The organism is Citreicoccus inhibens (assembly GCF_019039035.1).
GTDB lineage: Bacteria > Myxococcota > Myxococcia > Myxococcales > Myxococcaceae > Citreicoccus > Citreicoccus inhibens.
The window spans coordinates 602861-625900 of sequence record NZ_JAHNZT010000001.1; the positions used below are offsets into that span (position 1 = coordinate 602861).

Below are 23040 nucleotides of genomic sequence, written 5' to 3' on the forward strand. Positions count from 1 at the left end.
GCCCACGTCCCGACGGAATGCTGACAGCCTGCTGTCAGGAAGAGGGCGATACGGATATGTCTCCGTCGCTGGCGGCGGTGTGCGTCAGTGACGGGGACTGGGAACGGGAATGGTGAAGCGGAACTCCGGAGTGATGGGCCCCCGCGCGCTCAATCGCGCGCTGCTCGCTCGGCAGTTGCTGTTGCGGCGTGCGCGGCGCTCCGCGCTGGAGACCATCGAGCACCTCGTGGGCATGCAGGCCCAGGTACCCAATCCTCCCTACGTGGGGCTGTGGACACGGCTGGAGCGCTTCACGCAGGACGAGCTGTCACAGCTCGTCCTCGCGCGGCAGGTGGTGCGCATCGTGATGATGCGCAGCACCATCCACCTGGTCTCCTCGCGGGACTGCCTGGCGCTGCGCCCCGTGCTCCAGGGCTTCCTGGAGCGGGCCATGCTTGGGAGCCGCCACGGCAAGGGCATCGCGGGCATCGACGCCGCCGAGCTCATGGCGGCCGGACGCGCGCTCATCGAGGAGCGCCCGCTCACCCTCGCCGAGCAGGGCGCGAAGCTGGCGGAGCGCTGGCCGAACGCGGAGCCCACGGCGCTCGCCCAGGCCATCCGCACCTGGGTCCCCTCCGTGCAGGTGCCCCCCCGAGGACTCTGGGGCGGCAGCGGACAGGCCCAGGTCACGTCCGTCGAGGCGTGGCTCGGACAGCCCCTGGGCACGGACACCGCGCCGGACGCCCTGGTGCTGCGCTATCTGGCCGCCTTCGGGCCCGCGACCGTCAAGGACGTCCAGCTCTGGTCCGGGTTGACGCGACTGCGCGAGGTCACCGAGCGGCTCAAACCCCAGCTCCGTGTCTTTCACGACGAGCACGGCGACGAGCTGCTCGACCTCCCCGATGCGCCCCGCCCCGATGAGGACACCCCTGCTCCGGTGCGATTCATCGCCGAGTTCGACAACCTGACGCTCTCGCACGAGGACCGCTCGCGGGTCATCTCCGCGGAGGACCGCTCGCGCATCGCGACCCTCAACGGCATCGTGCCCGGACTCATCCTGGTGGACGGCTTCGTCGAGGGGACCTGGAAGCTGGAGCGCCAACGCACCGCCGCCACGCTGCACATCCTGCCGTTCCGTCCCTTGACGGCTTCGGACCGAACGGCCCTCGCGGACGAGGGCGCGAAGCTGCTCGCGTTCCTCGCCGGGGACGCTCCGGCTCAGGACGTGCGGTTCGGCGCGGAGAAGCGCTCCGCGCCGCCCCAGCCTAAAGCGTCTGCAAGTACTCCACGAGGTCGTCCAGCTCGGCGGAGTTGAGGTCCGCCGTCTGTCCGTGCGCGTTGGTCGTGCGGCCCTGCTCCAGACGCTCGCGGAGCGTCGCCGCGCTGCCGTCGTGCAGGTACGGCGCCGTGCGTGCCAGGCCCAACAGCGAGGGCGTGTTGAGTCCGGCGCTGATGACCTTCGCGTCGTCACGGACGAGCCCCACCGTCACGAACGTGCCCACGTTGGCGTTCTTGTTGTTGGTCAACGCGGCGCCCTCGTGGCACGTGCCGCAGCCCGCCTTGAGGAACACTTGGGCCCCTCGCGCCTGCGCCGCGCTGGGCGCCGCGTGCTTGTAGGGGTTGTCCGCCGCGGGAATCGTGTCGATGAATCCACCGAGCTGCGCCACCAGCGTGGCGTCCAGCGAGCTGCCGCCCATGCGCTGGCGCACGGTGGCGTTCATGAACTCGCGCAGCGTGGGGAACTCGCCGCTCCAGTGGAACGGGCTGGTGGACGTGGTCATGCGGCCCGCGAGGCTGGGCGTCTGCCGCGGCCCATCCGGGAAGCCCCACACGTGGCCGTCCTCGCGCCCCTCCAGGTGACACGAGCCGCACGACACGCTCACCGTGGGGCTGGTCATCCGCGAGTCCAGCGCGGAGAAGAACAGGCGACGACCCGCGACCACCTCCGGCGCCAGCAGCTCGCCCGCGAGCGCCAGCCGAGGCCCCTCCTCGCGCACGTTGGCGTCGCTCTCCGTGCCGCCGCTCACCAGCGTGCTGAGCGTGTGGTCAAACGCGTTGTAGACGTAGGCCCGCTTGCCGTCCCGGGTGATGGCGATGCCCGTGGGCCCCGAGCCTACCGGGAGCAGCTGCCGCACCGAGCTGTTCGAGTTCGTCGACAGGTCGTCGCCCGTCCGCCGGTTCGTGGGGAGGATGGCGACGTTGTCCGTCTCGCGGTTCACCAGGAACAGCCACGAGCCCGAGGGGTCCACCACCGCGGCCGCCGGGCCCTGGATGGGATTGCCGAACTGCGGGGAGGTCACCATCGTCGGCGGGAAGTCCGGGGTCTCGCCCGGCGGCGGGCCGCAGTGGTTCAGCTCATCCACCACCGGCCGCGCGTCATCCGACTCGAAGGTGATGAGGCCCGGGGTGACGACGCCGCCGCCCGTGGCATTGCACGGAGTGCCGCCGCCATACAGCGAGCCACCGCCCTGATTGGGCGTGGGCGTGGCCGACACCAGGGGGTCCGCGCGCGCCCACATCATCGGAGCAAAGAGGCGCCGCCCGTCCGGCGTGGAGACCACGTCCGCCATGCCACGCGCGCGGAAGGAGTGCGGCACGGAGCCCACCCCTCCCGGCATGGTCGTGTCCGAGCCCGGGTCAGAGGCGTTCGCGCGAACCCGATTGGCGCGCGCCAGCAGGTCCGTCCCCTCGCGCGTCAGGCGGGGGCGCTCCGCGTCCGACAGGTCCACGGACACCACGTCGCCCTGGCGGAACAGCGAGAGGACCGCGCGCCGGCCCTCGTCCAGGAGCGCGATGCCCCGCGGCTCCTCACCCACGGGAAGCTCCCAGCGCGTCGCCAGCGAGCGCGTGTCGATGGCGGTGAGCGTGCCGTGCGCGGTGGAGTCCAGCGCGGTGCTGTTCACCACGTAGAGCGTGTCGCCGTCGGGAGACACCGAGAGGCCCGTGGGCTCCACGGACACCGGGATGCGCGCGGCCTCCGTCCACTCGCCTCGGCGGACGACGGAGACGCTGCGCTCGGCGCGGTTGGAGACGTAGACCGTGTCATCCGGCCCCACCACCACGCGCTCGGGGCGAAGGCCGACCTTCACCTCGCCCACCTTCTCGCGGCGCGCGGCGTCCACCACGGCGAGGATGCCGTTGTCCGCGTCCACCACGTAGACGAGCGAGTCATCCCGGCTGAGCGCCACGGAGCCAGAGGCATTGCTCCACGTGGCCTCCACCCGCCGCTCTCCACATCCCGCCAGGCCCAGCACCGCCACCATCGCCGCGGTCCGCAGGTGACGCTTCATGTGACGCTCCTTCGCGGCCTCGCGCGGCGCGGGGGGTGCCTCCCTGCCCGACGCATGGCTGCTGTCCTGCCGAGGAGAGGCGGCCGGCCCTGATCGCTCACCCTCCCGAGGCCCCCCATGCTCGCTCATCCCGGCTCCGAAAGTCGATTTCTTCCACACCGAGCGTCCGGGTGGCGGACAGTGCCACGCGTCCGCTGGGTGAAACGTCGCGAGCATGGGACGGCCGGGCCGTGTAAAGGAGGGGAGTCGTGTCCCGCCAAGCGCCCGTCATCCTCAGCTTCCGGCGCACCTTCGCGCTGCTGCTCCTGCTGGTCGTCCTGCCGTCCGCCGGCCTGTCCGGCTTCGGCGTGGTGGCCATCATCAACGAGCGCGCCGCGGTGGAGAAGCGTCTGGAGGCCGCGTGGCGGGGCACCCTCGAGACGCTCTCCCAGGAGTTACCGCTCGCCATGGAGTCCGGGCGCTTGGAGGAGCTGGGCGGCGGCCTCTTGCGCTTCGCGCTCCCCAACGGAGAAGTCCTCTCCGACCCGGACAGCACCTTCCACGTGGTGGATGGCAAGGTGAGCACGCTGGACCCTCAGCTCGCCGAGTCCCTGATCACCCTGGTGCCCGAGGTGGGCGCGCTGCCCACTCGCCCCACGGTCTTCTCGCTGTCGGCCGGAGGCCGGGCGGTGCTGCTGGCCGCCGAGCGCGAGGGCAACGGGGCGCGCGGCGTGCGGCTGTCCGGGCGAGCCGTGGAGGAGCTGCTGTCGGACAAGGCGGACCGGCGGGTGAGCAACTCGGAGCCAGTGCGCTTCGCGCTGTTGCCGGTGCCGCGTGACGCGGGCGAAGGCGGGCTGGTGAACCGGCTCATGTCCGAGGTGGCGCAGGCGCGGCAGAACGCGCTGGGGCCGCCGGTGCTCGCCGAGCGGGTGCTGCCCTCGCCGCTGCAGGACTTCCGCCTGGTGGTGCTGCCCACCGGCGAGGACCCCGTGGCGCGCGCCTCCACGCGCAACCGAGCGGTGTACGGCGTGCTCCTGGGCCTGTTCTATCTGACGCTCACCTTCGGCGTCGTCTACACGGCGCGCGTGTTGTACCGCGAGGCCCGGCTGTCGCGCATGAAGACGGACTTCGTGTCGCTGGTGAGCCACGAGCTGCGCACGCCGCTCACGTCCATCCGGATGTTCATCGAGACGCTCGCCCAAGGTCGAGTGAAGGACCCGAAGCAGACGCAGGAGGTGTTGAACCTGCTCACGCAAGAGACCGAGCGCCTGTCCAACCTCATCGAGCGGGTGCTCGACTGGGCGCGCATCGAGAGCGGGCGCAAGGTGTACCAGCGCGAGCCTCGGCCCGTGTCCGAGGCGATGGACATGGCGCTGCAAGCGTTTCGCGCGCAGCGGCTGGAGGGCGGCATGGACCTGCGCGTGGATGCGCCGGTGTCGCTGCCCCGCGTGGAGATGGACCGCGACGCGGTGGCGGGCGCGCTGCTCAACCTGCTTCAGAACGCCTACAAGTACAGTGGCCCCTCGGACCGGCGCATCCGGCTCACGGTGCACCAGAGCCGCAAGTGGGTGGAGCTGTCCGTGGAGGACAATGGCGTGGGAATCGCTTCCAAGGAGCGCCGCCGCATCTTCGAGCGCTTCTACCGGGTGGATAACCTGCTGACGCGAAAGACCGAGGGCAGTGGCCTGGGACTCGCCATCTCCAAGCGCATCGTGGAGGCGCACGGCGGCCGCATCACCGTGCGCAGCGAGGTGGGCAAGGGCAGCCGCTTCACCATTCACCTGCCGGTGAGCAAGGCATGAGCGAGGAGAAGACACAGCGCATCCTGGTGGTGGAGGACGACCTGTCCATCCTCACCGGCCTGTCCATGAACCTGCGCTTCGAGGGCTACGAGGTCCTCCAGGCCCAGGACGGGCGCACGGGCCTGGCTCGCGCGCTGGACGAGGCGCCGGACCTGATGGTGTTGGACCTGATGTTGCCGGAGTTGAACGGCTACGAGGTCATCCGCGAGCTGCGCCAGCGCGGCCGGGACACGCCCGTGGTGGTGCTGTCCGCTCGGAGCATGGAGACGGACAAGATTCTCGGGCTCAACCTGGGCGCGGACGACTACGTGGTGAAGCCGTTCGGGTTGCAGGAGCTGCTGGCGCGCATCAAGGCCGTGCTGCGCCGCCGCTATGGAGGTACGCCCGCCGCTCCGAGCGTGACGTTCGGAGACGTGAAGGTGGACCTCGGCCTGCGCACGGTGGCCCGTGATGGCCAGCCCGTGGAGCTCACCGCGCAGGAGTTCAAACTGCTGGCCCACTTCCTGGCGCACCCGGGCCGCACCTTCACTCGCGAGGAGCTGCTGTCCGGCGCGTGGGGCTACAACTACGAAGGCAGCGCGCGCACGGTGGACAACTTCATGCGCCAGCTGCGCCTCAAGTTCGAGCCAGACCCCGAGGCACCCCGCTACTTCCTCACCGTGCGCGGCCTGGGCTACCGCTTCGAGCGCTGAGTTGAACCGCGGGGCTCACCCTCCAGGTGAGGGCCAGGCATCTGGCACTCACCGAAGGGCCGGAGTCCATTCATAGACTTTGACCTCCACTGAGGTCTCCATTGCGATGGCCCCGAGGAGCTTCCTGAGAGCCCCTGCGTCGCTGCCTCCGAACATGAAGGCTTGAGTGTCGACGGGCCCGTCTCGCAATGCGCTCTTGCAGACCATGACCGCATCGGGTCGCTCGTACAGCCCGCAGAACGGCCCTACGGGAACCGGTTCCGTGAACCCAAGGCGGCGTAAGAGAGGTGCAAGCTGAGACGGCACATCCGGAGTGTTGCAAGAGAAGGTGCCCTCACACTGTTGAGGCATCTTCTCAACCCCGAAGCTCAAGAGAGCCCCCCACGCCAACATTTCTCGCAGCGTCTCGAACCGGTCATGCGGTTCACCGCCGTGCGCATATCGCATCGTGACTCGCGCATCTTCTCGGGCTGGTGCATCGAGGTCGTAGAAGAGATGCAACGGCATCAACTCATCGGACGACTCCGCGACAAACAAGAACCGGGGATGCACTGCAATGAGTCGATCCGAGTAACAGGCCAGCACGCGCCGCGAGGAGAAGTCGAGCCGCGGATAGGCCAACTGCCCCATGCTTTGCCCCATTCGAGACAGGAACCAGCGATAGAAGGGAGGCAAGGGCCGGCCCGCAATCCGCTCAATCTGGTCAATCGCTTCGGGTTCGGCCCCAAACCACTGTTCCGCGAGGCCTGGTACGACTCGAAGGAGAAACGCCTCCATCTCAGGCTCTAAATCTTGTGCTGGCATTTCTCCTCCTTGTCACCGGGGCACAGCATCAATGGGACGATGAGTTCGCAAGACTGACACGGAGGAACCGTCTTGCCCTCGTCAAAGGGCCTCACAGCCACCTTCCCCAGGCTCTCATCGAAGAACCGTATCGGGGCGGCCGTGGGTTTTCTCGCGCTATGAAACCACCGCTCCGTGAGTCCACCTGGGTAGGCACCATCAACCAGAGCGAGCATGAGGGCCTTCTGGGCAGCACAGGTTCCCGGCGGATAGGCAGCAGGTCCAGAGCGATTGCGGTCGCTCTTTTCAGCACGGGCATCCGCCAAGTCCCAAATTGACTTCACCGGGGACTCCCCGCAACGCGCGCGAAGGAAGGCCAGCAACCGTGCACGCGTCGCGGTGTAGACCTCGTCCCCCACGTCCCGGACATCGATTGAGAGGGCACCATCAGGCGCGACCCATTCCAGGTCGGCAACGGCTTCGCTGAACTCCAGAAGTGTCACACCCGACTGATCCGCATATTTTCTCTTCTTTCCACACTTGCACTGGACCACGCCCAGCATCGTTACCAGGCGGCGCCCCTTCCTGGCGTTGACCATGACCTCGAGCTTCGCGGCCAGGGCCGAGGCATCCACCTTCGTTTCCTGCGTCTCCTCCAATGCGCCGTGCTGCCCCTCACACAGCGGGCACGGCTCTTTCCCGTCGACCACCGTGACCCGACCGCTCGTCTGGAGCACTCCCATCATCGTCGCCGAGTTCGCCGGACTCCCGCTCGGTCCACAGTTGTTCAACATCGGGTCGCCTAGCAACTGGACGTTCTTCCCCTCAATCTTCACATCCATGGACCCAGGGCCCGCGAAGCGCGTGGGGCCTTCCACGTTCGCGGAGACCACTCCTCCTCCAGTCCCCTTGCTGGCCACGTCCCCCACGGAGCCGAAGGTGGCGCCACGAATCGCGACCTTCTTGCCTTCAATCGTGACGCTCTTTGAGTAGTTCTTCGGCTCCGTCCCGCTCTTGCCAATATTGGGCAGTGGCGTCGGCACGAACGGAGCCGGCGGTCCTGGCATCTTGCACATGTTCGGCAACGTGGCCGCGGCGAGCCCGTCGGACTCTTCTGTCACCGGAGTCTTGGGCGCATTCACTGAGACCTTCGGCATCGGAATGTCTCCTCATGACACCTGCGGCGCTTGCAGCACCATGGCGCCCCGCAGCCCGGAATCAGAACCTGCCATCACCAGCGCACGCGGCCCTCGCGCATACCCGCGCGCGAACGCACGAATCGCCAGGATGCTCCCGAGCGCTCCGAACGCGGCGCCCACATCCCCCCAGCAATCACTGGGGGCCTTGTACCCCGCTGACTTCCACGCCGACGGGGCACGCAGCGCGACGAACCCCCACTCCTCACTCCGGTAGCGCTCGCCATTGAGGTCCGCATACACGACGTCGGCGCCCTCGCGAGGAAGCTCGAGCCCCGAGACCGCGCCTTGAACAGCGCGGGTCATCCCCACGCCCAGCGAGCCCGTGTCACTGTCGCGCAGGAGCTGCTCCTGCGCCGTGCTCGCTCCTCGCACTGCGGCCAACCGCGGGAGATGCAGGCGACGGCGCAGCCCTGGGCTCATCAGCTCCAGGGCCCCCACGCCCTCGCCGGGCGTGAATCCACTGCGGACTCCGGGCTGTGCGAAGCGGCGGTTGCGCTCCAACCACGCAAACGTCTCCGCGTGGAGATAGCTATCGGCACCCAGCACCAGAAACAGACCATTTCCGCGCTCGGAGCCCACTTGCAGCACTCGCTCGACGGCGCGAATGGCGCCAGCGTGTCCACGCCCCGCGATCTCGACACGCGCATGGCGCGTCTTTTCCCGGAAGCGCGCAGCCACAGCGTCAGCGAGCCAGACGGCGTCCTCCTCCGAAAAACCCGGGCGGGTTTCCGGAAGCGAGAGCAATACCTCGAGCCTGCCCCCCAAGAAGACCTTCGGCTCGAGCTTGGCCTCGAGTTCCTCCAGGACGCCCTCGACCATGGGCAACAGGCGCTCGCGTCCTTCAAGTCCGCGCCCGAGAAGTGAGTCGGCGGCAACGATGACAGGGGTTCCGCGCACATCCACGAAGGGATACTCAGCGTAGCGAGAGATGCCAGCCCGCACGGCCGCCGCACTGCTCTCCGCCGAGAGTCCCACGGGTGTCCGTGCGGCAACGGCCACGATGTCGACAGGGGCGCTCATCATGGACTCCCCTCCTCAACGACCACTGTCTCGTCGAGGTAGTCCGCCTCCGACGCACGAACGCGCAGAGCGTGACGTTCGGAGACGTGAAGGTGGACCTCGGCCTGCGCACGGTGGCGCGTGATGGCCAGCCCGTGGAGCTCACCGCGCGGGAGTTCGAGCTGCTGGCCCACTTCCTGGCGCACCCGGGCCGCACCTTCACTCGCGAGGAGCTGCTGTCCGGCGCGTGGGGCTACAACTACGAGGGCAGCGCGCGCACGGTGGACAACTTCATGCGCCAGCTGCGCCTCAAGTTCGAGCCAGACCCCGAGGCACCCCGCTACTTCCTCACCGTGCGCGGCCTGGGCTACCGCTTCGAGCGCTGAGCCGCGGGGCTCACCCTCCAGGTGAGGGCCAGGCATCTGGCACTCACCGAAGGGCCGGAGTCCATTCATAGACTTTGACCTTCAGTGACGCCTCCGTAGCAATGGCTCCGAGGAGCTTCCTGAGAGCCCCTGCGTCGCTACCTCCAATCATGAAGGACTGAGAACCACCGGGGCTGTCCCGCAAAGCGCTGCTGCAGATCATGACCGCATCGGACCGCTCGTACAGCCCGCAGAACGGCCCTACGGGAACCGGTTCCGCGAATCCCAGATCACTCAAGAGGGGCGCGAGCTGAGACAGCACATCGGGCTCGTTGCTAACGAAGGTGCCCTCGCACTGTTGCGGCATCCTCTCAACCCTGAAGCGTGAGAGGGCCCCCCACGCCAACATCTCTCGCAATGTCTCGAACTGGTCGTGAAGCTCACCGCCTCGGGCATGTCGCTTCGTGACCCGCGCATCTGCTCGGGCTGGCGCGTCGAGGTCGAAGAAGAGGTGGAGCGGCATCAACTCATCAGACGACTCCGCGATAAACAGGAACCGAGGATGCGCTGCAATCAACCGATCCGAGTAACAGGCCAATACGCGCCGCGCGGAGAAGTCGAGCCTCGGGTAGGTCAGTGGCCCCATGCTTTGCCCCATCCGAGACAGGAACCAGCGATAGAAGGCGGGGAGTGGCCGGCCTGCAATCCGCTCGATTCGGTCAACCTCGTCGGATGAGGCTCCATGCCACTGCTCCGAGAGCCCAGGTACGACTCGCAGGAGCAACGCCTCCATTTCAGGCTCTAAATCTTGTGCGAGCACGTCTCCTCCTTCTTGTCGCCAGGACAAAGCATCAACGGAATGATGAGCTCGCAGGACCGACACGGAGGAACCGTCGAGTCATGCTCGAAGCGTTTCTCGTCCACCTTCCCTTTTCCCTCATCAAAGAACTCTATAGGGGCGGCTGTTGGCTTTCTCTTGCTATGAAACCACCGTTCCGTGAGTCCACCTGGGTAGGCACCCGCCTCAAGAACGAGCGCGAGGGTCTTCTGGGCAGCACAGGTCCCCGGTGGGTAGGCAGCAGGCCTCGAGCGATCGTTGTCGCTCTTCTTCGCACGGGCCTCCGCCAGGTCCCAAATGGGGCCCACCTGCGTTTCCCCCCAATGGGTCACCAGGAAGGACAGCACCTGAGCACGCGTCGCGGCGTAGACCGCGCCCTCTACATCCGGGACATCGATTGAGAGAGAACCCTCGGGCGCATGCCACCCCAGCTGCGTCACGGCTTCGCTGAACTCCCGCAGTGTCACGGCGGATTGGTCCGCGTATTTCTTTCCACACTTGCACTGGACCACGCCCAGCATCGTGACCAGGCGGCGCCCCTTCCTGGCGTTGACCATCGCCTCGAGCTTCGCGGCCAGGGCCGAGGCATCCACCTTCGTTTCCTGCGTCTCCTCCAATGCGCCGTGCTGCCCCTCACACAGCGGGCACGGCTCTTTCCCGTCGACCACCGTGACCCGACCGCTCGTCTGGAGCACTCCCATCATCGTCGCCGAGTTCGCCGGACTCCCGCTCGGTCCACAGTTGTTCAACATCGGGTCGCCTAGCAACTGGACGTTCTTCCCCTCAATCTTCACATCCATGGACCCAGGGCCCGCGAAGCGCGTGGGGCCTTCCACGTTCGCGGAGACCACTCCTCCTCCAGTCCCCTTGCTGGCCACGTCCCCCACGGAGCCGAAGGTGGCGCCACGAATCGCGACCTTCTTGCCTTCAATCGTGACGCTCTTTGAGTAGTTCTTCGGCTCCGTCCCGCTCTTGCCAATATTGGGCAGTGGCGTCGGCACGAACGGAGCCGGCGGTCCTGGCATCTTGCACATGTTCGGCAACGTGGCCGCGGCGAGCCCGTCGGACCCTTCTGTCACCGGAGTCTTGGGCGCATTCACTGAGACCTTCGGCATCGAAGTGACTCCTCATGACACCTGCGGCGCTTGCAGGAGCATGGCGCCCCGCAGCCCGGAATCAGAACCTCCCATCACCAGCGCACGCGGCCCTCGCGCATACCCGCGCGCGAACGCACGAATCGCCAGGATGCTCCCGAGCGCTCACCAGGCCGTCCCCGCGCTCAGCGAGCACCCGCAGGACTCGCTCGACGGCGCGAATGACGCCAGCATTCCCTCGCCCCGTGCTCTCGACACGCGCGTGGGGCGCCTTTCGCTGAATTCGCGCGGCCACGGAGGCCGCGAGCCAGACCGCGTCCGCCTCCGAGAACCCCGGACGGGTCTCCGGGAGCGAAAACAACACATCCAGCCTTCCGCCCAGATACTCAGCGTAGCGAGAGATGCCAGCCCGCACGGCCGCCGCACTGCTCTCCGTCGAGAGCTCCACGGGTGTCCGTGCGGCAACGGCCACAATGTCGACAGGGGCGCTCATCATGGACTCCCCTCCTCAACGACCACCGTCTCGTCGAGATAGTCCGCCTCCGACGCACGGACGCGCAGAGCGCTCTGCCATACCAACGAGAGGCGTCTGTCTTCAGGCTCCACCAGGACCGTGACCAGGCGAGCGCCGTGCTGCTCGCGTCTCGTCCCGATGCGGGTCTCGAATCCGAGCGAGATGCGCGGAAGCTCGAAGCACAGGGCGCCATCGGGCGTCATGTTCAGGAGCTCGACACGCTCAGCCCCCACCAGGGAGGTCCCGAGTCGCTGGTCCGTGGGGGCACTCAGCGCGAACGCCGCATCGAAGTCATCCGGTAGCAACGGTTTCTTCGATTGCGCCCACCGCGCGTCATACGTCCCCGCGAGCTTGCGTCGCGGCAGCCAGGCCGCGTCGATGGGGCCAAATCCAGCCGGTCCCATTTCCGAGGGCGCGCCACGGGGATACTCAATGGAGTGGGCAGGCTTTCCGTCCACATGCGCCACCCGGACACAGAAGCCACGACCGATCGGGTTCCGCTCATCAAGCCGATGCTCTCGCGGATCACGCGCGGCGCCATCCCTTCCCCCGAAGGCGAATTCATAACGAATCGGCTGCGTGGTGAAGGGCCGCGGCGGTGTCATGCTCACGCCACGCCAGCCCGCCTCATACCGGCGCTCGCCATGAACAAGCAGTTCCTTGCAGAGCCGCCCCACACGAAGCGAGACCGGCACCATTCGGGCAGGAGCCCCGCGCGGGGCATGCGCATGCGCGTTGACCAGGATGTCCGTTCCTGGCTTTGCCGCGAGCAGCTCGGAGTCGTAGCGCAAGCTCGATTGACCTGGCTCGCCAAAGTACTCGGGCGCCAAGACCGGCGGCCGCTGCGCATCTGCGAGCAGTAGCCTTCCCTCCGGCGAAATGGCAAACGTGGCCCGGACCGCGACAAGCCACCAGTGGACTCCGTGCTTGTCACGAGTCCAATTGCGCTCGACCGCGAGGGCCGTGCGATTCTTTACCCCCCACATGAAGGTGACGTTAGGGAGCGCCACCGCCACTGTCAAAGACTGCTCAGGAAGGCTTGCGCGACCGACGCTGAGAGGACTTGGCAGGGAGGAGCCAGCATTCGTCAATTCCCAAACACTGCACAGGGAGCCCAGACGGACTCCGAGGAGGTTGCCTCCTCGAAGGCAGCAAGGAGCCGCAGTGTCTGGGGATGGGCGCAGCCGCGAGGCATCGAAGGGCCGTGGGGCTCACAGCCCCGCGACACCGAGGTAGCGGCTGTCTTCCAGATCGAACGGTTTGCCGTCGAAGCGGCCGTAGCGCTCGCGCGGGATGAGCCCGATGGCGGTGAGCGCGGCCTCCAGTTCGTCCGGCGTGAAGTGGCGCAGCTTGAGCCTTCGGATGGGGCTGGCGCCGCCGGGCACGCGCCGCTCGCGCAGATGCCGCGCGAACAATGGACGCTTCGGTTCCACCGCGCCGCCCGGCGCATCTTCGTCGCGCGCGAGCACCGGCTCCCGGGGCGCGTTGAGCACGTCGAAGACGAACGTCCCGCCGGGCGACAGGTGGTGGCGCACCGTCGCGAGGAAGCCATCCAGGTCGTCGCGCGTGGACATCAGGCCGAGCGCATGCTGCGGCGCGAGCACCAGCGGGAAGCGCTCCTCCAGGCGCAGCGCGCGTGGGTCCACCGAGAGGAAGCGCGCGCGCGCGGAGACGTCGTCGGACTCGACGCCGCGGCGCTCCTCGGACAGGCGGACCATCACCTCGGAAGGGTCCACGCCCACCACCGTGAAGCCGTGCCCCGCGAGCGCCCATGGCACCCGGCCGTTGGCCGAGCCCAGCACCAACACCGGCCCGCCATGCTCGGCGGCCTGTCGCGTATAGAAGAGAAGGTCCGGCTCCTGTCCCACCAGGGACAGCGGGGTCCGCCCGCGCGCATCGTTCCCAGACATTTGCTCAGGCACTAGCACGGTTCGGGCTCGGGCCGGGACCTCCCGTACCCACCATGGGAAGGTGGCTGCCCACGCCCTGTCCGGGAGCGGACGCCCCGCGCGGCCCGGACTCCCGGATTCCCTGGCATCGGGCTTGCGAGGCCACGGATGCGGAAGCGGGCCTCCCTACGAGTGCCCGACTTTTCCTCCTGGGGGATGGGCGGCCTATGAAGCGGGGATGGAGAGCGACCCATGCGCTCGTCATGGCGAGCGCGATGTGGCTGGCGGGGTGCGGTTCGAGCGGAGGCCATCCGGCGCAGGGAGCGGATGACGCTTCCACGGACCCCACGGGAGAACCCGGGCCTCCGGACTCGGGGACCGACCTTGGGGACGGCGGCGACTCGATTCCGGACGCGGGGGACGACGCGGGCACTCCAGATGCCGGCCCTCCCGACGCGGGGACGGATGCGGGCACTCCAGACGCGGGGCCTCCCGACGTGGTGCTCACCCTCCCCACGACGCCGGGCTGGCAGTTCTACGGGCCGCAGCAAGGCGGGCCGCGCTTCGTCTTCGCGGTGTCCTCCGACCAGGGCGGCAACATCTGGGTGGCGGGCGGCGAGGAGGGGCTCTTCCTGCTGAAGAGGGGCGAGACCACCCTCCGCCACTTCACGATGGCGGACGGACTGCACCCCTACGGCCTCATGCGCGACGGCAAGGGCGGACCGCCGCCAGGGGACAAGTACCTCAAGGTCATCTCCGTGGCGGGCGGCAAGTCGGGCACGGTGTTCGTGGGCTACGAGGGCAAGCCCGTGGCGAAGGGCAAGCCCACGTGCGAGGACGAATGGGACCAGGCGGACAACGAGGGCCGCCCACCCGACGCGAGCGTCTACAAGAGCGGCGACGCGGACAAGGTCTCGCTCCAGCAGGACGGCACGCTGCGCGTGGTGCACTACGACATCCACACGGGGCCCAATCGAATCGCGGTGGAGATGCGCGGGCGCGAGAAGCTCTGCACCATCTACCGCATCGCGTATGACCCCAAGACGAGCAGCGTGTGGTTCGGCGGCAACCACGGCTTCGCGCGGGGCGACGCCGAGTTCGACGGGCATGTGCCTTCGTGGTGCTTCGATCCGCGCCCGTACACCCAGCCGGGCTTCCGCTGGGACTACGTCTGCACGGGCGTGCTGGAGCACGTGCACCCGGCCATCAACGGCAGCACCGCCAACGGCGGCGACGTGCTCTTGACGGACCGCTACTTCGGCGTGGCCATCACCGCGAACAGCGACGTGTTCTTCGGCGGGCAGATCCGCTCGACGCGCTTCTATTACGGCTCCAACGCGAACAATTACTGGGAGGCGCAGAAGCAGACCGAGAACGCGCCCTACGTGTCCAACCGCATCGACATCTGGCAGGACCACGTCCAGGGCGAGAGCTGGCCCTACCCCACCGAGGCGGACCGCGTGGACGACCACGTCTCCGCGATGTCCATGGCCGACAACGGCGACGTCTGGGTGGCCTCGTTCGTCCACGGCCTCGCGCGGCTCAGCCCGAGCGGCCAGCTCCAAGGCACCGTGACGAGCCAGCTCATCAACTACACGCCCGCGGCCCGAGGCAAACCCTCCATGGCCCCCACGTCCGCCGTCGCGGTGGACCCCTGGGACGGCAGCGTGTGGGCCGGTGGCAACTGGTGGGGCGGCATCACCCGCCTGAAGGGCGGCTCGGCGATTCCGTATGGAGACGCCACGCTGGGGCGGCAGTTCGTCTTCGGCAGCGTGGCGGACATCCAGATGGACCGCTCCAGTTCCAACCGGAAGGTGCTCGTGGGCTTCGCGGGCTACGTGGGCACCGATGGGCGCGTGGTCCCCGGCGCCCTCGGCATCTACACCGGCGAGTGAGCGCTACCGGGGCAAGGTCCGGTACTTCTCCAGCAAGGCCTGCTGCCGGCTCACCAGCGACACCTGCCGCCCCGCGAGCCACATGCCCAGCGGGCGGCTGGACACCTCCAGCGGATCTCCGTTCCAGAGCACCACGTCCGCCGTGGTGCCCGGCGCAATCCGGCCGACGTCCAGGTTGAACGCGTCGGCCACGTTGGCCGTCATCGCGCGCAGGGCCTCGGTGTGCGGCAGGCCCCAGGCCACCGCGTTGCCCGCCTCCTGCGCCAGCGTGCGCACCATGCCGGGCTCGCCCATCCCCGAGACGAGGACCTTCACCCCGGCCTGGGTCAGCAGCGCCGCCGCGTCCTGCCGGCTGCTCAGCCGATCGAAGTCCTCGGGCAGGTTCTGCGTGGGATGGAGGATGACGGAGACCCTGGCCGCGGCCAGCTCCGGCGCCACCCGCCACGCCTCGCCGCCTCCGGCCAGCACGAGCTTCAGGTTGTACTCGCGCGCGAGTGACAGCGCCGCGCGGATGTCCGACTCACGGTCGGCGCGCACCACCACCGGCATCGAGCCCGCGAGCACCGGCTGCAACGCCTCCAGGTCCAACCGGCTCGCCGCCAGCTCGCGCAGTCGGCGCGCGTCGAACTCCGCCTTGCGCCGACCGTACTCGCGCGCGTCGAACAAGACTTCGCGCAGCCGCTCCAGGACCATGGCGCGCGAGCCCGAGACCGCGTTGCGCCCCGACAGGCCCAGGTTCACGTGCAGGGCCAGCGACGCGCGGCGCAGCCGCCCGTCCGTGTCCACCGCGGCGCTCTGCCCCGCCACCAGTCCGCCCGCGGGCACCGACACCACGCTCGTCACGCCTCCCAGGCGCGCCACCGGGAACGCCGCCGAGGCGGGGTTGAGGCTGTCGCTCACCTGGAGCGCCGCGCGCAGGTCCTTCTTCGCCGCGTCGCCGCGCGGGCTCACGTCCTGCGTCGACTCCTCGTTCAGCACCTCCACCAGGCCCAGCCCGGTGAACGGCTCCACGAAGCCCGGTGTCAGCACCCGGCCCTTCCCCTCCACCTCGCGGCATCCCGCCGGCACCGAGACGCCCGCGCCCACGCGCGCCACCTTGCCGCCGTCCACCACCACCGTGGTGTCGCGCAGCCACTCCGCGCCCGTGAAGGCCGTCACGCCGCGGAACACCGTGCAGGCCCCCGACTCCACCGCCAGCGGCCGCGAGCACGGGGCGTCCTGGCCCGCCTCGCAGCGCGCCGTCAGCCCCAGCGCCGCGAGCGTGGGCGCGGACGCGGGCCGCGCCACCAGGTGACCGATGGCCTCGGACAGCGCGCCCACCTCGAAGTCGCTGTCGTCCACCGGGCCCGTGGCGGCGTCAAACGTGACGACGCCGTCCGCCCAGACGCGCTCCGCCCGCGCGTAGACACTCAGCGGGTGTCCTCGCCACAGCACCACGTCCGCCATCTTCCCGGGCTCCAGCGAGCCGGTGACGTCATCCACGCCCATCACCCACGCGGGGTGGAGCGTCACCCAGCGCAGCGCCTCTTCCTCGGAGACGGGGATGCCCGACTCGCGCGCGCGCCACAGGGCCTTGGCGGCCTCTTGATTGAGCCGCTGGATGCCCAGGCCCGAGTCCGAGTGGATGACGGCCCGGCCCCCCGCCTGGGACACCAGCCCCGCGTTCTCCGGGATGCCGTCCCACGCCTCCATCTTGTAGCCCCACCAGTCCGCCCAGGTGGCCACCGCCACCTGCTCGCGCGCCAGCGTGTCTCGCAGCTTGTAGGCCTCCAAGCCGTGGTGGAAGGCGCGAATCTGGAAGCCCGCCTCCTTCGCCACCTGGAGCATCACGGCCATCTCGTCCGCGCGGTAGCAGTGGTTCTGCACCAGGATGTGGCCGCGCAAGACCTCCGCCAGCGTCTCCAACTTGAGGTCTCGCAGCGGCGCGGGCCCCGCGTCCTCGCCCTGCTTCTCATGCTTGCGGCGCCAGTCGTCCCACTTGTCCAGGTACTCGCGCGCCTGCGCGAAGGCCTGCCGGTAGCCCGCCACGTTCCCCATCCGGGTCGAGGGCGCCACCTTCCGCTCCAGACCGTATGTGTTCCGAGGATTCTCGCCGCACGCCATCTTCAGCGCGTCGCGCGCGCCCGGGAAGCGCATCTCGGCGGCGGAGCGCCCGAAGTGCAACTTCACCGGGAAGCCGCGCCCGCCAATCAGGTTGGCGCTGCCGGGCAGCACCAGCAGGGAGGTGATTCCGCCCGCCGCGGCCCGGCGCAGGCCTGGATCCTGCGGCCAGAAGGAGTGCTCGGCGGAGACCTCGGCGGTGACGGGGGCGGTGGCCTCGTTGCCGTCATCGGTGCCGAAGGTGGTCGGCATGGAGTAGACGCCCAGGTGGCTGTGCGCGTCGATGATGCCCGGGGTGACGTACATCCCCGTGCCATCCACCTCCTCGGCGCCGGGCGGCGAGCGCACCTCGGCGTTCGGGCCCACCGCGACGAGCCTCCCCGCCACGAACGCCACCGCGCCATCCGCGATGGCTGGCCCCGAGGCCGGCATCACCGTGGCGTGACGCACCACCACGGCCCGAGGTTGCGTCCACGTCCGGAGGGGCGCGGCGGGTTCGCGCAGTTCCTTGGAGTCCGGGAGCGTGGGCGGGACGGTCGCGCAGGCCGTCACGAGGAGCAGCAGGCAGGAGCGCTTCATCATGGCGGTCGGTCGTAGCACGAGCACCCAGGCCACGGCCCGCGCCTGCCTGGCAACGGGGCGACCACGACGCAGGGGCGCAGGAAATCACCACGCGGCGCGAAGCCGTCTAGAATGCGAACCCGTTCATGCCCCCCCTTCCTCCGTCCCCCATCCCCACGCACACGGTCGTCGGCACACGGGCACAGGGGGAGCGGCTGTCCGCACAGCAGTTCCACCTCGTGCTCCTCGACACCGAGCGCGCCGGCACTGTCTATCCGCTCGCGAATGAAGCGCTGCGCGTGGGCAAGTCGTCCGACAACGACGTCGTCATCGACCACCCCACGGTGAGCCGCAATCACCTCGTCGTGCAGCGCCAGGGAGACCGCTTCCTCGTGCAGGACCTCGGGTCCACCAACGGCACGTTCCTCGACGGCGCCCAGGTGCGCGAGGCGTACCTGCGCCCCGGCGCGCTGTTGGAGGTGGGTGACGTGCGCCTGCGCTTCAGCCCGCAGATGGCGCCCGTGCAGGTGGAGCCCACGGTGGAGGACCGGCTGGGCGACCTGGTGGGCCGCAGCGTTCCCATGCGGCAGATTTTCGCGCTGCTCCAGCGCATCGCGCCCACGGACTCCACCGTGCTGCTGGTGGGCGAGACGGGCTCGGGCAAGGGCGCGGGCGCCAAGGCCATCCACAAGTTGAGCCCGCGCGCCTCCGGGCCGCTCGTCGTCTTCGACTGCGCCAGCGTCTCCGACTCGCTCATCGAGAGCGAGCTGTTCGGCCACGAGAAGGGCGCGTTCACCGGCGCGGTGAGCCAGCGCATCGGATGCCTGGAGCGCGCCAACGGCGGCACGCTGTTCCTGGATGAAATCGACGACCTCGCGCTGGACCTGCAGCCCAAGCTGCTGCGCGCCATCGAGGACCGCGAGTTCCGCCGCCTGGGCGCCTCGTCTCCCATCTCCTTCAACGCGCGCATCGTCGTGGCCAGCAAGAAGGACCTGTGGGCGGAGACGCAGGCCGGCCGCTTCCGCGAGGACCTCTACTTCCGCCTGTCCGTCTTCACCGTCGTGCTGCCATCCCTGCGCGACCGCAAGGAGGACATCCCGCTGCTGGTGGAGGCCTTCGCCGGCGAGGGCCTCTGGGCGCGGCTGCCGGAGAAGATTCGCGAGCAGTTCCTCGGGCACACGTGGCCGGGCAACGTGCGCGAGCTGCGCAACGCCCTGGAGCGCGCCCGTCACATGGTGGACATCCCGGAGCTGGCGGGAGACAGCCTGCTGCGCGAGTTCACCCGCGACGTGCCGGCCGCGGAGGGCGACTCGCTCGCGGTGGAGTTCACCGGCCCCTTCAAGGTCTGCAAGGACGACCTGGTGCGCGCCTTCGAGCGCGAGTACCTCACGCGCCTGCTGGGCCGCGCCCGGGGCAACATCGCCCGCGCCGCGCGCGAGGCCGAGTTGGATCGCAAGCACCTGTACTCGCTCCTGCACAAGTACGGGCTGGTGCAGAGCGAGAGCGACTGACGCAGGCCTCAGGGCGCGCGGCACGCCGGATCCAACAGCTCCGGCCGGTACTCGAAGTGCATCGTGTCGTAGTGGTACCAGCGCCCACCCCAGATGAAGCCCTCCGCCTCGAAGGCGTCCACGAGCACCTGGGGAATGGCGTTGGCCCAGCGCACCGGCTCCTTGGGCTTCTGCCATTCCCAGTAGTGCGAGCGCGCCACGTTCAGGTCGAGCGACACGCCGTAGGAATGCGCGCTCTGGCGCTTCGTGTTGGCGATGGTCCGCCAGTTGAACGTGCCGCCCACCTTGCTCACGAACGGGCGCAGCGACGCGTCGGCCGCGAGCAGCGCCTCCACGCGCTCGGCCACGCGGCGGAACGCGGGCGCCACCTTCGCGTGGACCTTGAGCGTCGTGCCCGCGAAGACCACCGGCACCAGCGCCGCGCGCACCTGCTCGGCCGAGGCGCCGTAGGTGGCATGGAACAGCGGATCGAACCGGATGCGGCCCGGGTCCTCATTCACGCCCGTCACCGGCACCACCGGCCCGGCGCGGTACGGCAGCGACAGCGCGTCCTCCAGGTCCGGTGACTCCAGGCGCTCGTCGAACGACTTCACCCGCCCGTCGTCGAACGCATACGTGGGCCCCCCCGCCGCGAGCTGGAAGCCCCAGCGCCCGCCTTCCTCTTGAACGGGCCGCACCCCCGGGTACCACTTCGCCAGGCACGCGAGCCCAGGCGGCGGGGCGGCGCTCCCCGCGTCGGGCTCGGAGGCCCAGGCAGCGGACGAGGAGGCGGCGAGGACGAGCAGCGCGAGACGCGGAAGCCGAAGGGGGATGGGCACGGGCGGCATCTTCTCACCCCCAGGCGCGGAGGGGGACCCAATGGCAGGCATCGGACATCTCTTCAAAACCCGCCCAGTCGGCTGAACCCTCGTGGCATGGTGAGACGGGATTCGCTGTCAGCCCCCCATCCAAGGAGGATGAAGATGCGTCGATCTCGCTGGCTCGGAGTGACGGTTGCGGGCTTCCTGGCGCTGCAGGCCACGGGATGCTTTGGGTCGTTCGGCCTGACCCGGAAGATCTGGCAGTTCAACAAGGACGTGTCCGGGAACAAGTTCGTCCAGTGGCTCATCTTCCTCGTCTTCGTCATCGTCCCGGTCTACGAGCTGGGCACGCTCGCGGACGCGCTCGTCGTCAACAGCATCGAGTTCTGGTCCGGTGACAAGGTCGTGGGCAGCGCGGACAGCCCGGACGGCAACACGCGCATCGTGCGGCTCAACGACACGGACACGCTGGAGATGTCGCGCGACGTGGACACGGGCGTGATGCGCATGGAGCTGCGCCGCGAGGGACAAGCGCCGGTGGTGCGCTACTTCGAGCCGCTCGAGGACGGCATGGTCGCGCGCGACGACAGTGGCGCCCTGCTCATCCGCGCACAGGAGCAGCAGGATGGCGCGGTGGTGGTGACCAACGCCGAGGGCACCGCGCTCACCGTGCACGCGCGCGACGCCGTGGACACCGCGCGACAGCTCTTCCTCCAGGGCGGCGCCGAGGCCCTGGCCCAGTACGCCACGCACCAGGCCCCGCTGGCCTCGCAGGCCGTGGCGCTCAACACCTGCACGGCGCGCTGAAAGCCCCGCCGCGCAGACCGACCGCGGAGCCCCGTGAGAGGGGCTCCGCGCGTCGCCCCGCGGCTCAGGGTTGTGCGGGAGGCGTCTTCACCTCGCCCGTCTCGGGGCCGAAGCCCGCGTCGAGCGCGGTGGCGGAGAAGGTGCCCTCCAGGCTGCGTCCCGCGCCGTAGGCATCTCCCTTGCGGAACGACAGGGAGAAGTCACCCGAGGTGGCCTCGCCCGGGTTGCCGCCCCTGTCCAGCACCAGGTCGCCGCGCTCCACGGGGCCGAACGCGCGCGCGGGCTCGCCCGCCGCCACGTGCACCACCGACGCGCGGTCCTTGCCCGAGGGCGTCATCCCGCCCAGTGGGAGCTTGGCGCCCGGCTTGAGGTCCAGGCCCTCGGTGTCCACCGTGAGGCGCGCCACCAGGTCCACATCCATGCCGTTGTTGCGGAAGTAGCTGACCTGGAAGGCCTCGGCGTTGCGGCGCACCTCCACGCGCGACACGTCGCCCGTGGGGAACAGCTCCGACACGCTGCCCGACAAGGAGTTGTCCCCGCGTCCACACGCGAGGATGCCCGCCGCGCACGCCAGGCCCGCGAGCCCCAGGGACAAAAGCCCCCGGCCTCCGCGCGTCATCGCTCCACCGCGAGCGTGAGGGTGCCCGAGGACGGCACGCGATAGAGCACCACGCGCTTGCCCGACGACAGGAACGCCAGCTTGGGAGACCAGCCGCCCGCGCTGTCCACCAGCACCTCGCGCCACGTGCCCGAGATGCGCGTGGAGATGAGGAGCTGATCATCCGCGGGCGTGCAGCTCGTCTCGTTGCGGCCCGCCTCCTGCGAGCAGACGTGGAACGCGATGGCCGGCTCGTGCGTGGTGGGGTCGAACGCGAGCGACGGGTACCAGCCGCCCGAGCCCGCCTGGTACACGGGGAACGGCAGCGACCAGTCTCCCGGCACCGTGCACTTCGTCGCCGTGGTGCCGGCGCACTCCGTATACGTGAGGCGGTCCGAGTTGCGGTCCACCACCGCGATGCCAAAGCCCTCCTGCGCGTCATACGCCAGCGAGGCGCCGAGCTGCGTGTTGCCCACCGTCTGGACCTGCAGCGGCGCGGACCACGTGGCGCCATCCGCGTTGCGCCGCTGGAACAACACGTTCTGGCCCGTGGCGTCCGGTCCACCATAGGCCTGGTCGCTCACGAGCGCCGGCTGGCCGCCCGCCATGACCATGTTGATGTGGCCACCGTAGGCCTTCTTGGTGTCACCGCCCGCGGCGACCACGCGGTGCTGCCACGTGGTGGGGCCACCGGTGGCCACCTCCAGGTCACTGCCCGCCCAGTCCTGCTGCGGGAACTGGCCGTCGTGTCCATCGCGGTACGCCACGATGGCCTCCGAGCCCGAGAACACGAGCGCGGGGTTGAGCCCCACCAGCAGGCCCGTGTCGCTGACGGGGCTGTTCACCTTGGCTTCGTCGCCCCGGCGCACCGCGATGCGCTCCGTCCACGTGCCCTGGGCGCCGCGGTACGACAGCGCCATGTCGCTCTGCAGCCAGAGCACGGACCCGTCGCTCCCGCCGCCCAGGTACGCCACGACGGGCTGACCATCCGGCCCGAACGACAGCGACACGCCGAACACGCGCTGCACCGTGGCGATGGGCTCGAAGGTGCTCTGCACCTGGCCGTCACGCACCTCGCGGTAGCGCAGCTGGAAGTCCTTGTCGTTCAGCTTGGCGAAGTACGCCACGCCGATGCGGTTCTCGGGCCCCACCGCCAGCGCGATGGACGAGATGCGGTGCAGCTCGCTGGGGTCGGAGTCGACGGTGAGCCGCACGAAGGGAGAGCCCGCGTTCGGGTCCTCCCCGGGCTTCGGCCCCCCATCCGGGTTGGCCGGCTTGTCGTTGCCACACCCCAGCGCGAGCGCCAGGCACAGCGCATAGGCGTGCCGTCTCATGTGCATCGTCT

The 23040-nt window shown here is 69.2% G+C and carries 18 protein-coding genes and 1 pseudogene; 8 read left to right on the plus strand and 11 right to left on the minus strand.

Going from position 1 to position 23040, the window contains the following annotated elements; genetic code table 11:
* Positions 1–109: 109 nt before the first annotated feature.
* The gene (locus KRR26_RS02370; RefSeq protein ID WP_120210288.1) at positions 110–1294 is read left to right on the plus strand and encodes a winged helix DNA-binding domain-containing protein; all 1185 of its coding nucleotides are present in this window, start codon (positions 110–112) and stop codon (positions 1292–1294) included.
* Here KRR26_RS02370 and KRR26_RS02375 read toward each other — a convergent pair.
* Positions 1245–3269, minus strand: coding sequence for a c-type cytochrome (locus KRR26_RS02375; RefSeq protein WP_217079011.1), 2025 nt, complete (start codon positions 3267–3269; stop codon positions 1245–1247). The two genes, KRR26_RS02370 and KRR26_RS02375, sit on opposite strands and share 50 nt — an antisense overlap.
* A gap of 248 nt (positions 3270–3517) precedes the next feature.
* On the opposite strand from KRR26_RS02375, the gene KRR26_RS02380 reads away from it, so the two are divergent.
* A complete protein-coding gene (locus tag KRR26_RS02380) occupies positions 3518–5050 on the plus strand; it encodes a sensor histidine kinase (protein ID WP_120210286.1) in 1533 nt (510 codons plus the stop codon).
* On the plus strand, positions 5047–5742 hold the full coding sequence (locus KRR26_RS02385; RefSeq protein ID WP_120210285.1) for a response regulator transcription factor: 696 nt from the start codon (positions 5047–5049) through the stop codon (positions 5740–5742). Before KRR26_RS02380 ends, KRR26_RS02385 begins: the two co-directional genes overlap by 4 nt.
* A 48-nt stretch (positions 5743–5790) precedes the next feature.
* On the opposite strand, the gene KRR26_RS36600 is transcribed toward KRR26_RS02385, so the two are convergent.
* Genes KRR26_RS36600 through KRR26_RS36605 form a run of 3 tightly spaced genes read right to left on the minus strand, consistent with a single transcriptional unit; the run spans position 5791 to position 8270 of the window.
* Positions 5791–6546 carry an SMI1/KNR4 family protein gene (locus KRR26_RS36600; RefSeq protein ID WP_236068177.1) on the minus strand — a complete coding sequence of 252 codons (756 nt, stop codon included), beginning with the start codon at positions 6544–6546 and terminating at the stop codon, positions 5791–5793.
* The gene (locus KRR26_RS02395) at positions 6528–7682 is read right to left on the minus strand and encodes a PAAR-like domain-containing protein (RefSeq protein WP_217079012.1); all 1155 of its coding nucleotides are present in this window, start codon (positions 7680–7682) and stop codon (positions 6528–6530) included. The genes KRR26_RS36600 and KRR26_RS02395 overlap by 19 nt, the downstream gene beginning before the upstream one ends.
* Positions 7683–7694: 12 nt before the next feature.
* Complete coding sequence (locus KRR26_RS36605; protein ID WP_236068178.1) at positions 7695–8270, minus strand: hypothetical protein; 576 nt, start codon at positions 8268–8270, stop codon at positions 7695–7697.
* Positions 8271–8303: 33 nt separating this feature from the next.
* Between KRR26_RS36605 and KRR26_RS36610 the strand changes: the two genes are divergently transcribed.
* Together KRR26_RS36610 and KRR26_RS36615 are read left to right on the plus strand one after the other, a co-directional pair.
* On the plus strand, positions 8304–8588 hold the full coding sequence (locus KRR26_RS36610) for a hypothetical protein (protein WP_236068179.1): 285 nt from the start codon (positions 8304–8306) through the stop codon (positions 8586–8588).
* Positions 8589–8815: 227 nt separating this feature from the next.
* Positions 8816–9109 (plus strand): annotated as a pseudogene (locus KRR26_RS36615) (winged helix-turn-helix domain-containing protein); the annotation flags it as partial.
* A gap of 780 nt (positions 9110–9889) precedes the next feature.
* Here the strand turns inward: KRR26_RS36615 and KRR26_RS02410 are convergent.
* The 3 genes from KRR26_RS02410 to KRR26_RS02420 all read right to left on the minus strand — a co-directional run bounded on the left by KRR26_RS02410 (position 9890) and on the right by KRR26_RS02420 (position 13444).
* Positions 9890–11041, minus strand: coding sequence for a PAAR-like domain-containing protein (locus KRR26_RS02410; RefSeq protein WP_217079013.1), 1152 nt, complete (start codon positions 11039–11041; stop codon positions 9890–9892).
* 471 nt (positions 11042–11512) lie between these two features.
* Entirely contained in the window at positions 11513–12550 is a 1038-nt protein-coding gene (locus tag KRR26_RS02415; RefSeq protein ID WP_328707045.1) for a DUF2169 family type VI secretion system accessory protein, read from the minus strand.
* A 195-nt stretch (positions 12551–12745) separates the two neighbouring features.
* Positions 12746–13444 (minus strand): class I SAM-dependent methyltransferase, encoded by a 699-nt coding sequence (locus KRR26_RS02420; protein WP_120210143.1) that lies wholly within the window; start codon positions 13442–13444, stop codon positions 12746–12748.
* Between the two features lie 206 nt (positions 13445–13650).
* Between KRR26_RS02420 and KRR26_RS02425 the strand changes: the two genes are divergently transcribed.
* The gene (locus KRR26_RS02425) at positions 13651–15318 is read left to right on the plus strand and encodes a hypothetical protein (protein ID WP_217079014.1); all 1668 of its coding nucleotides are present in this window, start codon (positions 13651–13653) and stop codon (positions 15316–15318) included.
* A gap of 3 nt (positions 15319–15321) precedes the next feature.
* Here the strand turns inward: KRR26_RS02425 and KRR26_RS02430 are convergent, their stop codons facing one another.
* Positions 15322–18000: an amidohydrolase family protein gene (locus tag KRR26_RS02430; protein ID WP_120210141.1), complete on the minus strand. Its 2679-nt coding sequence runs from the start codon at positions 17998–18000 to the stop codon at positions 15322–15324.
* 125 nt (positions 18001–18125) lie between these two features.
* On the opposite strand from KRR26_RS02430, the gene KRR26_RS02435 reads away from it, so the two are divergent.
* Positions 18126–19490 (plus strand): sigma 54-interacting transcriptional regulator, encoded by a 1365-nt coding sequence (locus KRR26_RS02435; RefSeq protein ID WP_120210140.1) that lies wholly within the window; start codon positions 18126–18128, stop codon positions 19488–19490.
* An 8-nt stretch (positions 19491–19498) separates the two neighbouring features.
* On the opposite strand, the gene KRR26_RS02440 is transcribed toward KRR26_RS02435, so the two are convergent.
* Positions 19499–20308 (minus strand): M15 family metallopeptidase, encoded by an 810-nt coding sequence (locus KRR26_RS02440; RefSeq protein ID WP_233577460.1) that lies wholly within the window; start codon positions 20306–20308, stop codon positions 19499–19501.
* A gap of 144 nt (positions 20309–20452) precedes the next feature.
* Here KRR26_RS02440 and KRR26_RS02445 point away from each other — a divergent pair, with 144 nt between their 5' ends.
* Complete coding sequence (locus tag KRR26_RS02445; protein WP_321202802.1) at positions 20453–21097, plus strand: DUF3332 domain-containing protein; 645 nt, start codon at positions 20453–20455, stop codon at positions 21095–21097.
* A gap of 64 nt (positions 21098–21161) precedes the next feature.
* Here the strand turns inward: KRR26_RS02445 and KRR26_RS02450 are convergent, their stop codons facing one another.
* On the minus strand, positions 21162–21716 hold the full coding sequence (locus tag KRR26_RS02450; protein WP_217079015.1) for a hypothetical protein: 555 nt from the start codon (positions 21714–21716) through the stop codon (positions 21162–21164).
* Positions 21713–23029 carry a hypothetical protein gene (locus KRR26_RS02455; RefSeq protein ID WP_217079016.1) on the minus strand — a complete coding sequence of 439 codons (1317 nt, stop codon included), beginning with the start codon at positions 23027–23029 and terminating at the stop codon, positions 21713–21715. Before KRR26_RS02455 ends, KRR26_RS02450 begins: the two co-directional genes overlap by 4 nt.
* Positions 23030–23040: the final 11 nt, after the last annotated feature.

Bases quoted from the DNA above. Each gene is read 5' to 3' on its own strand.
- KRR26_RS02445 (WP_321202802.1), top strand. From the start codon at position 20,453: ATGCGTCGATCTCGCTGGCTCGGAGTGACGGTTGCGGGCTTCCTGGCG.
- KRR26_RS02430 (WP_120210141.1), bottom strand. From the start codon at position 18,000: ATGATGAAGCGCTCCTGCCTGCTGCTCCTCGTGACGGCCTGCGCGACC.
- KRR26_RS02435 (WP_120210140.1), top strand. From the start codon at position 18,126: ATGCCCCCCCTTCCTCCGTCCCCCATCCCCACGCACACGGTCGTCGGC.
- KRR26_RS02375 (WP_217079011.1), bottom strand. From the start codon at position 3,269: ATGAAGCGTCACCTGCGGACCGCGGCGATGGTGGCGGTGCTGGGCCTG.
- KRR26_RS02425 (WP_217079014.1), top strand. From the start codon at position 13,651: ATGAAGCGGGGATGGAGAGCGACCCATGCGCTCGTCATGGCGAGCGCG.
- KRR26_RS02410 (WP_217079013.1), bottom strand. From the start codon at position 11,041: ATGCCGAAGGTCTCAGTGAATGCGCCCAAGACTCCGGTGACAGAAGGG.
- KRR26_RS36600 (WP_236068177.1), bottom strand. From the start codon at position 6,546: ATGCCAGCACAAGATTTAGAGCCTGAGATGGAGGCGTTTCTCCTTCGA.
- KRR26_RS02420 (WP_120210143.1), bottom strand. From the start codon at position 13,444: ATGTCTGGGAACGATGCGCGCGGGCGGACCCCGCTGTCCCTGGTGGGA.
- KRR26_RS02370 (WP_120210288.1), top strand. From the start codon at position 110: ATGGTGAAGCGGAACTCCGGAGTGATGGGCCCCCGCGCGCTCAATCGC.
- KRR26_RS02385 (WP_120210285.1), top strand. From the start codon at position 5,047: ATGAGCGAGGAGAAGACACAGCGCATCCTGGTGGTGGAGGACGACCTG.
- KRR26_RS02450 (WP_217079015.1), bottom strand. From the start codon at position 21,716: ATGACGCGCGGAGGCCGGGGGCTTTTGTCCCTGGGGCTCGCGGGCCTG.
- KRR26_RS02455 (WP_217079016.1), bottom strand. From the start codon at position 23,029: ATGAGACGGCACGCCTATGCGCTGTGCCTGGCGCTCGCGCTGGGGTGT.
- KRR26_RS02395 (WP_217079012.1), bottom strand. From the start codon at position 7,682: ATGCCGAAGGTCTCAGTGAATGCGCCCAAGACTCCGGTGACAGAAGAG.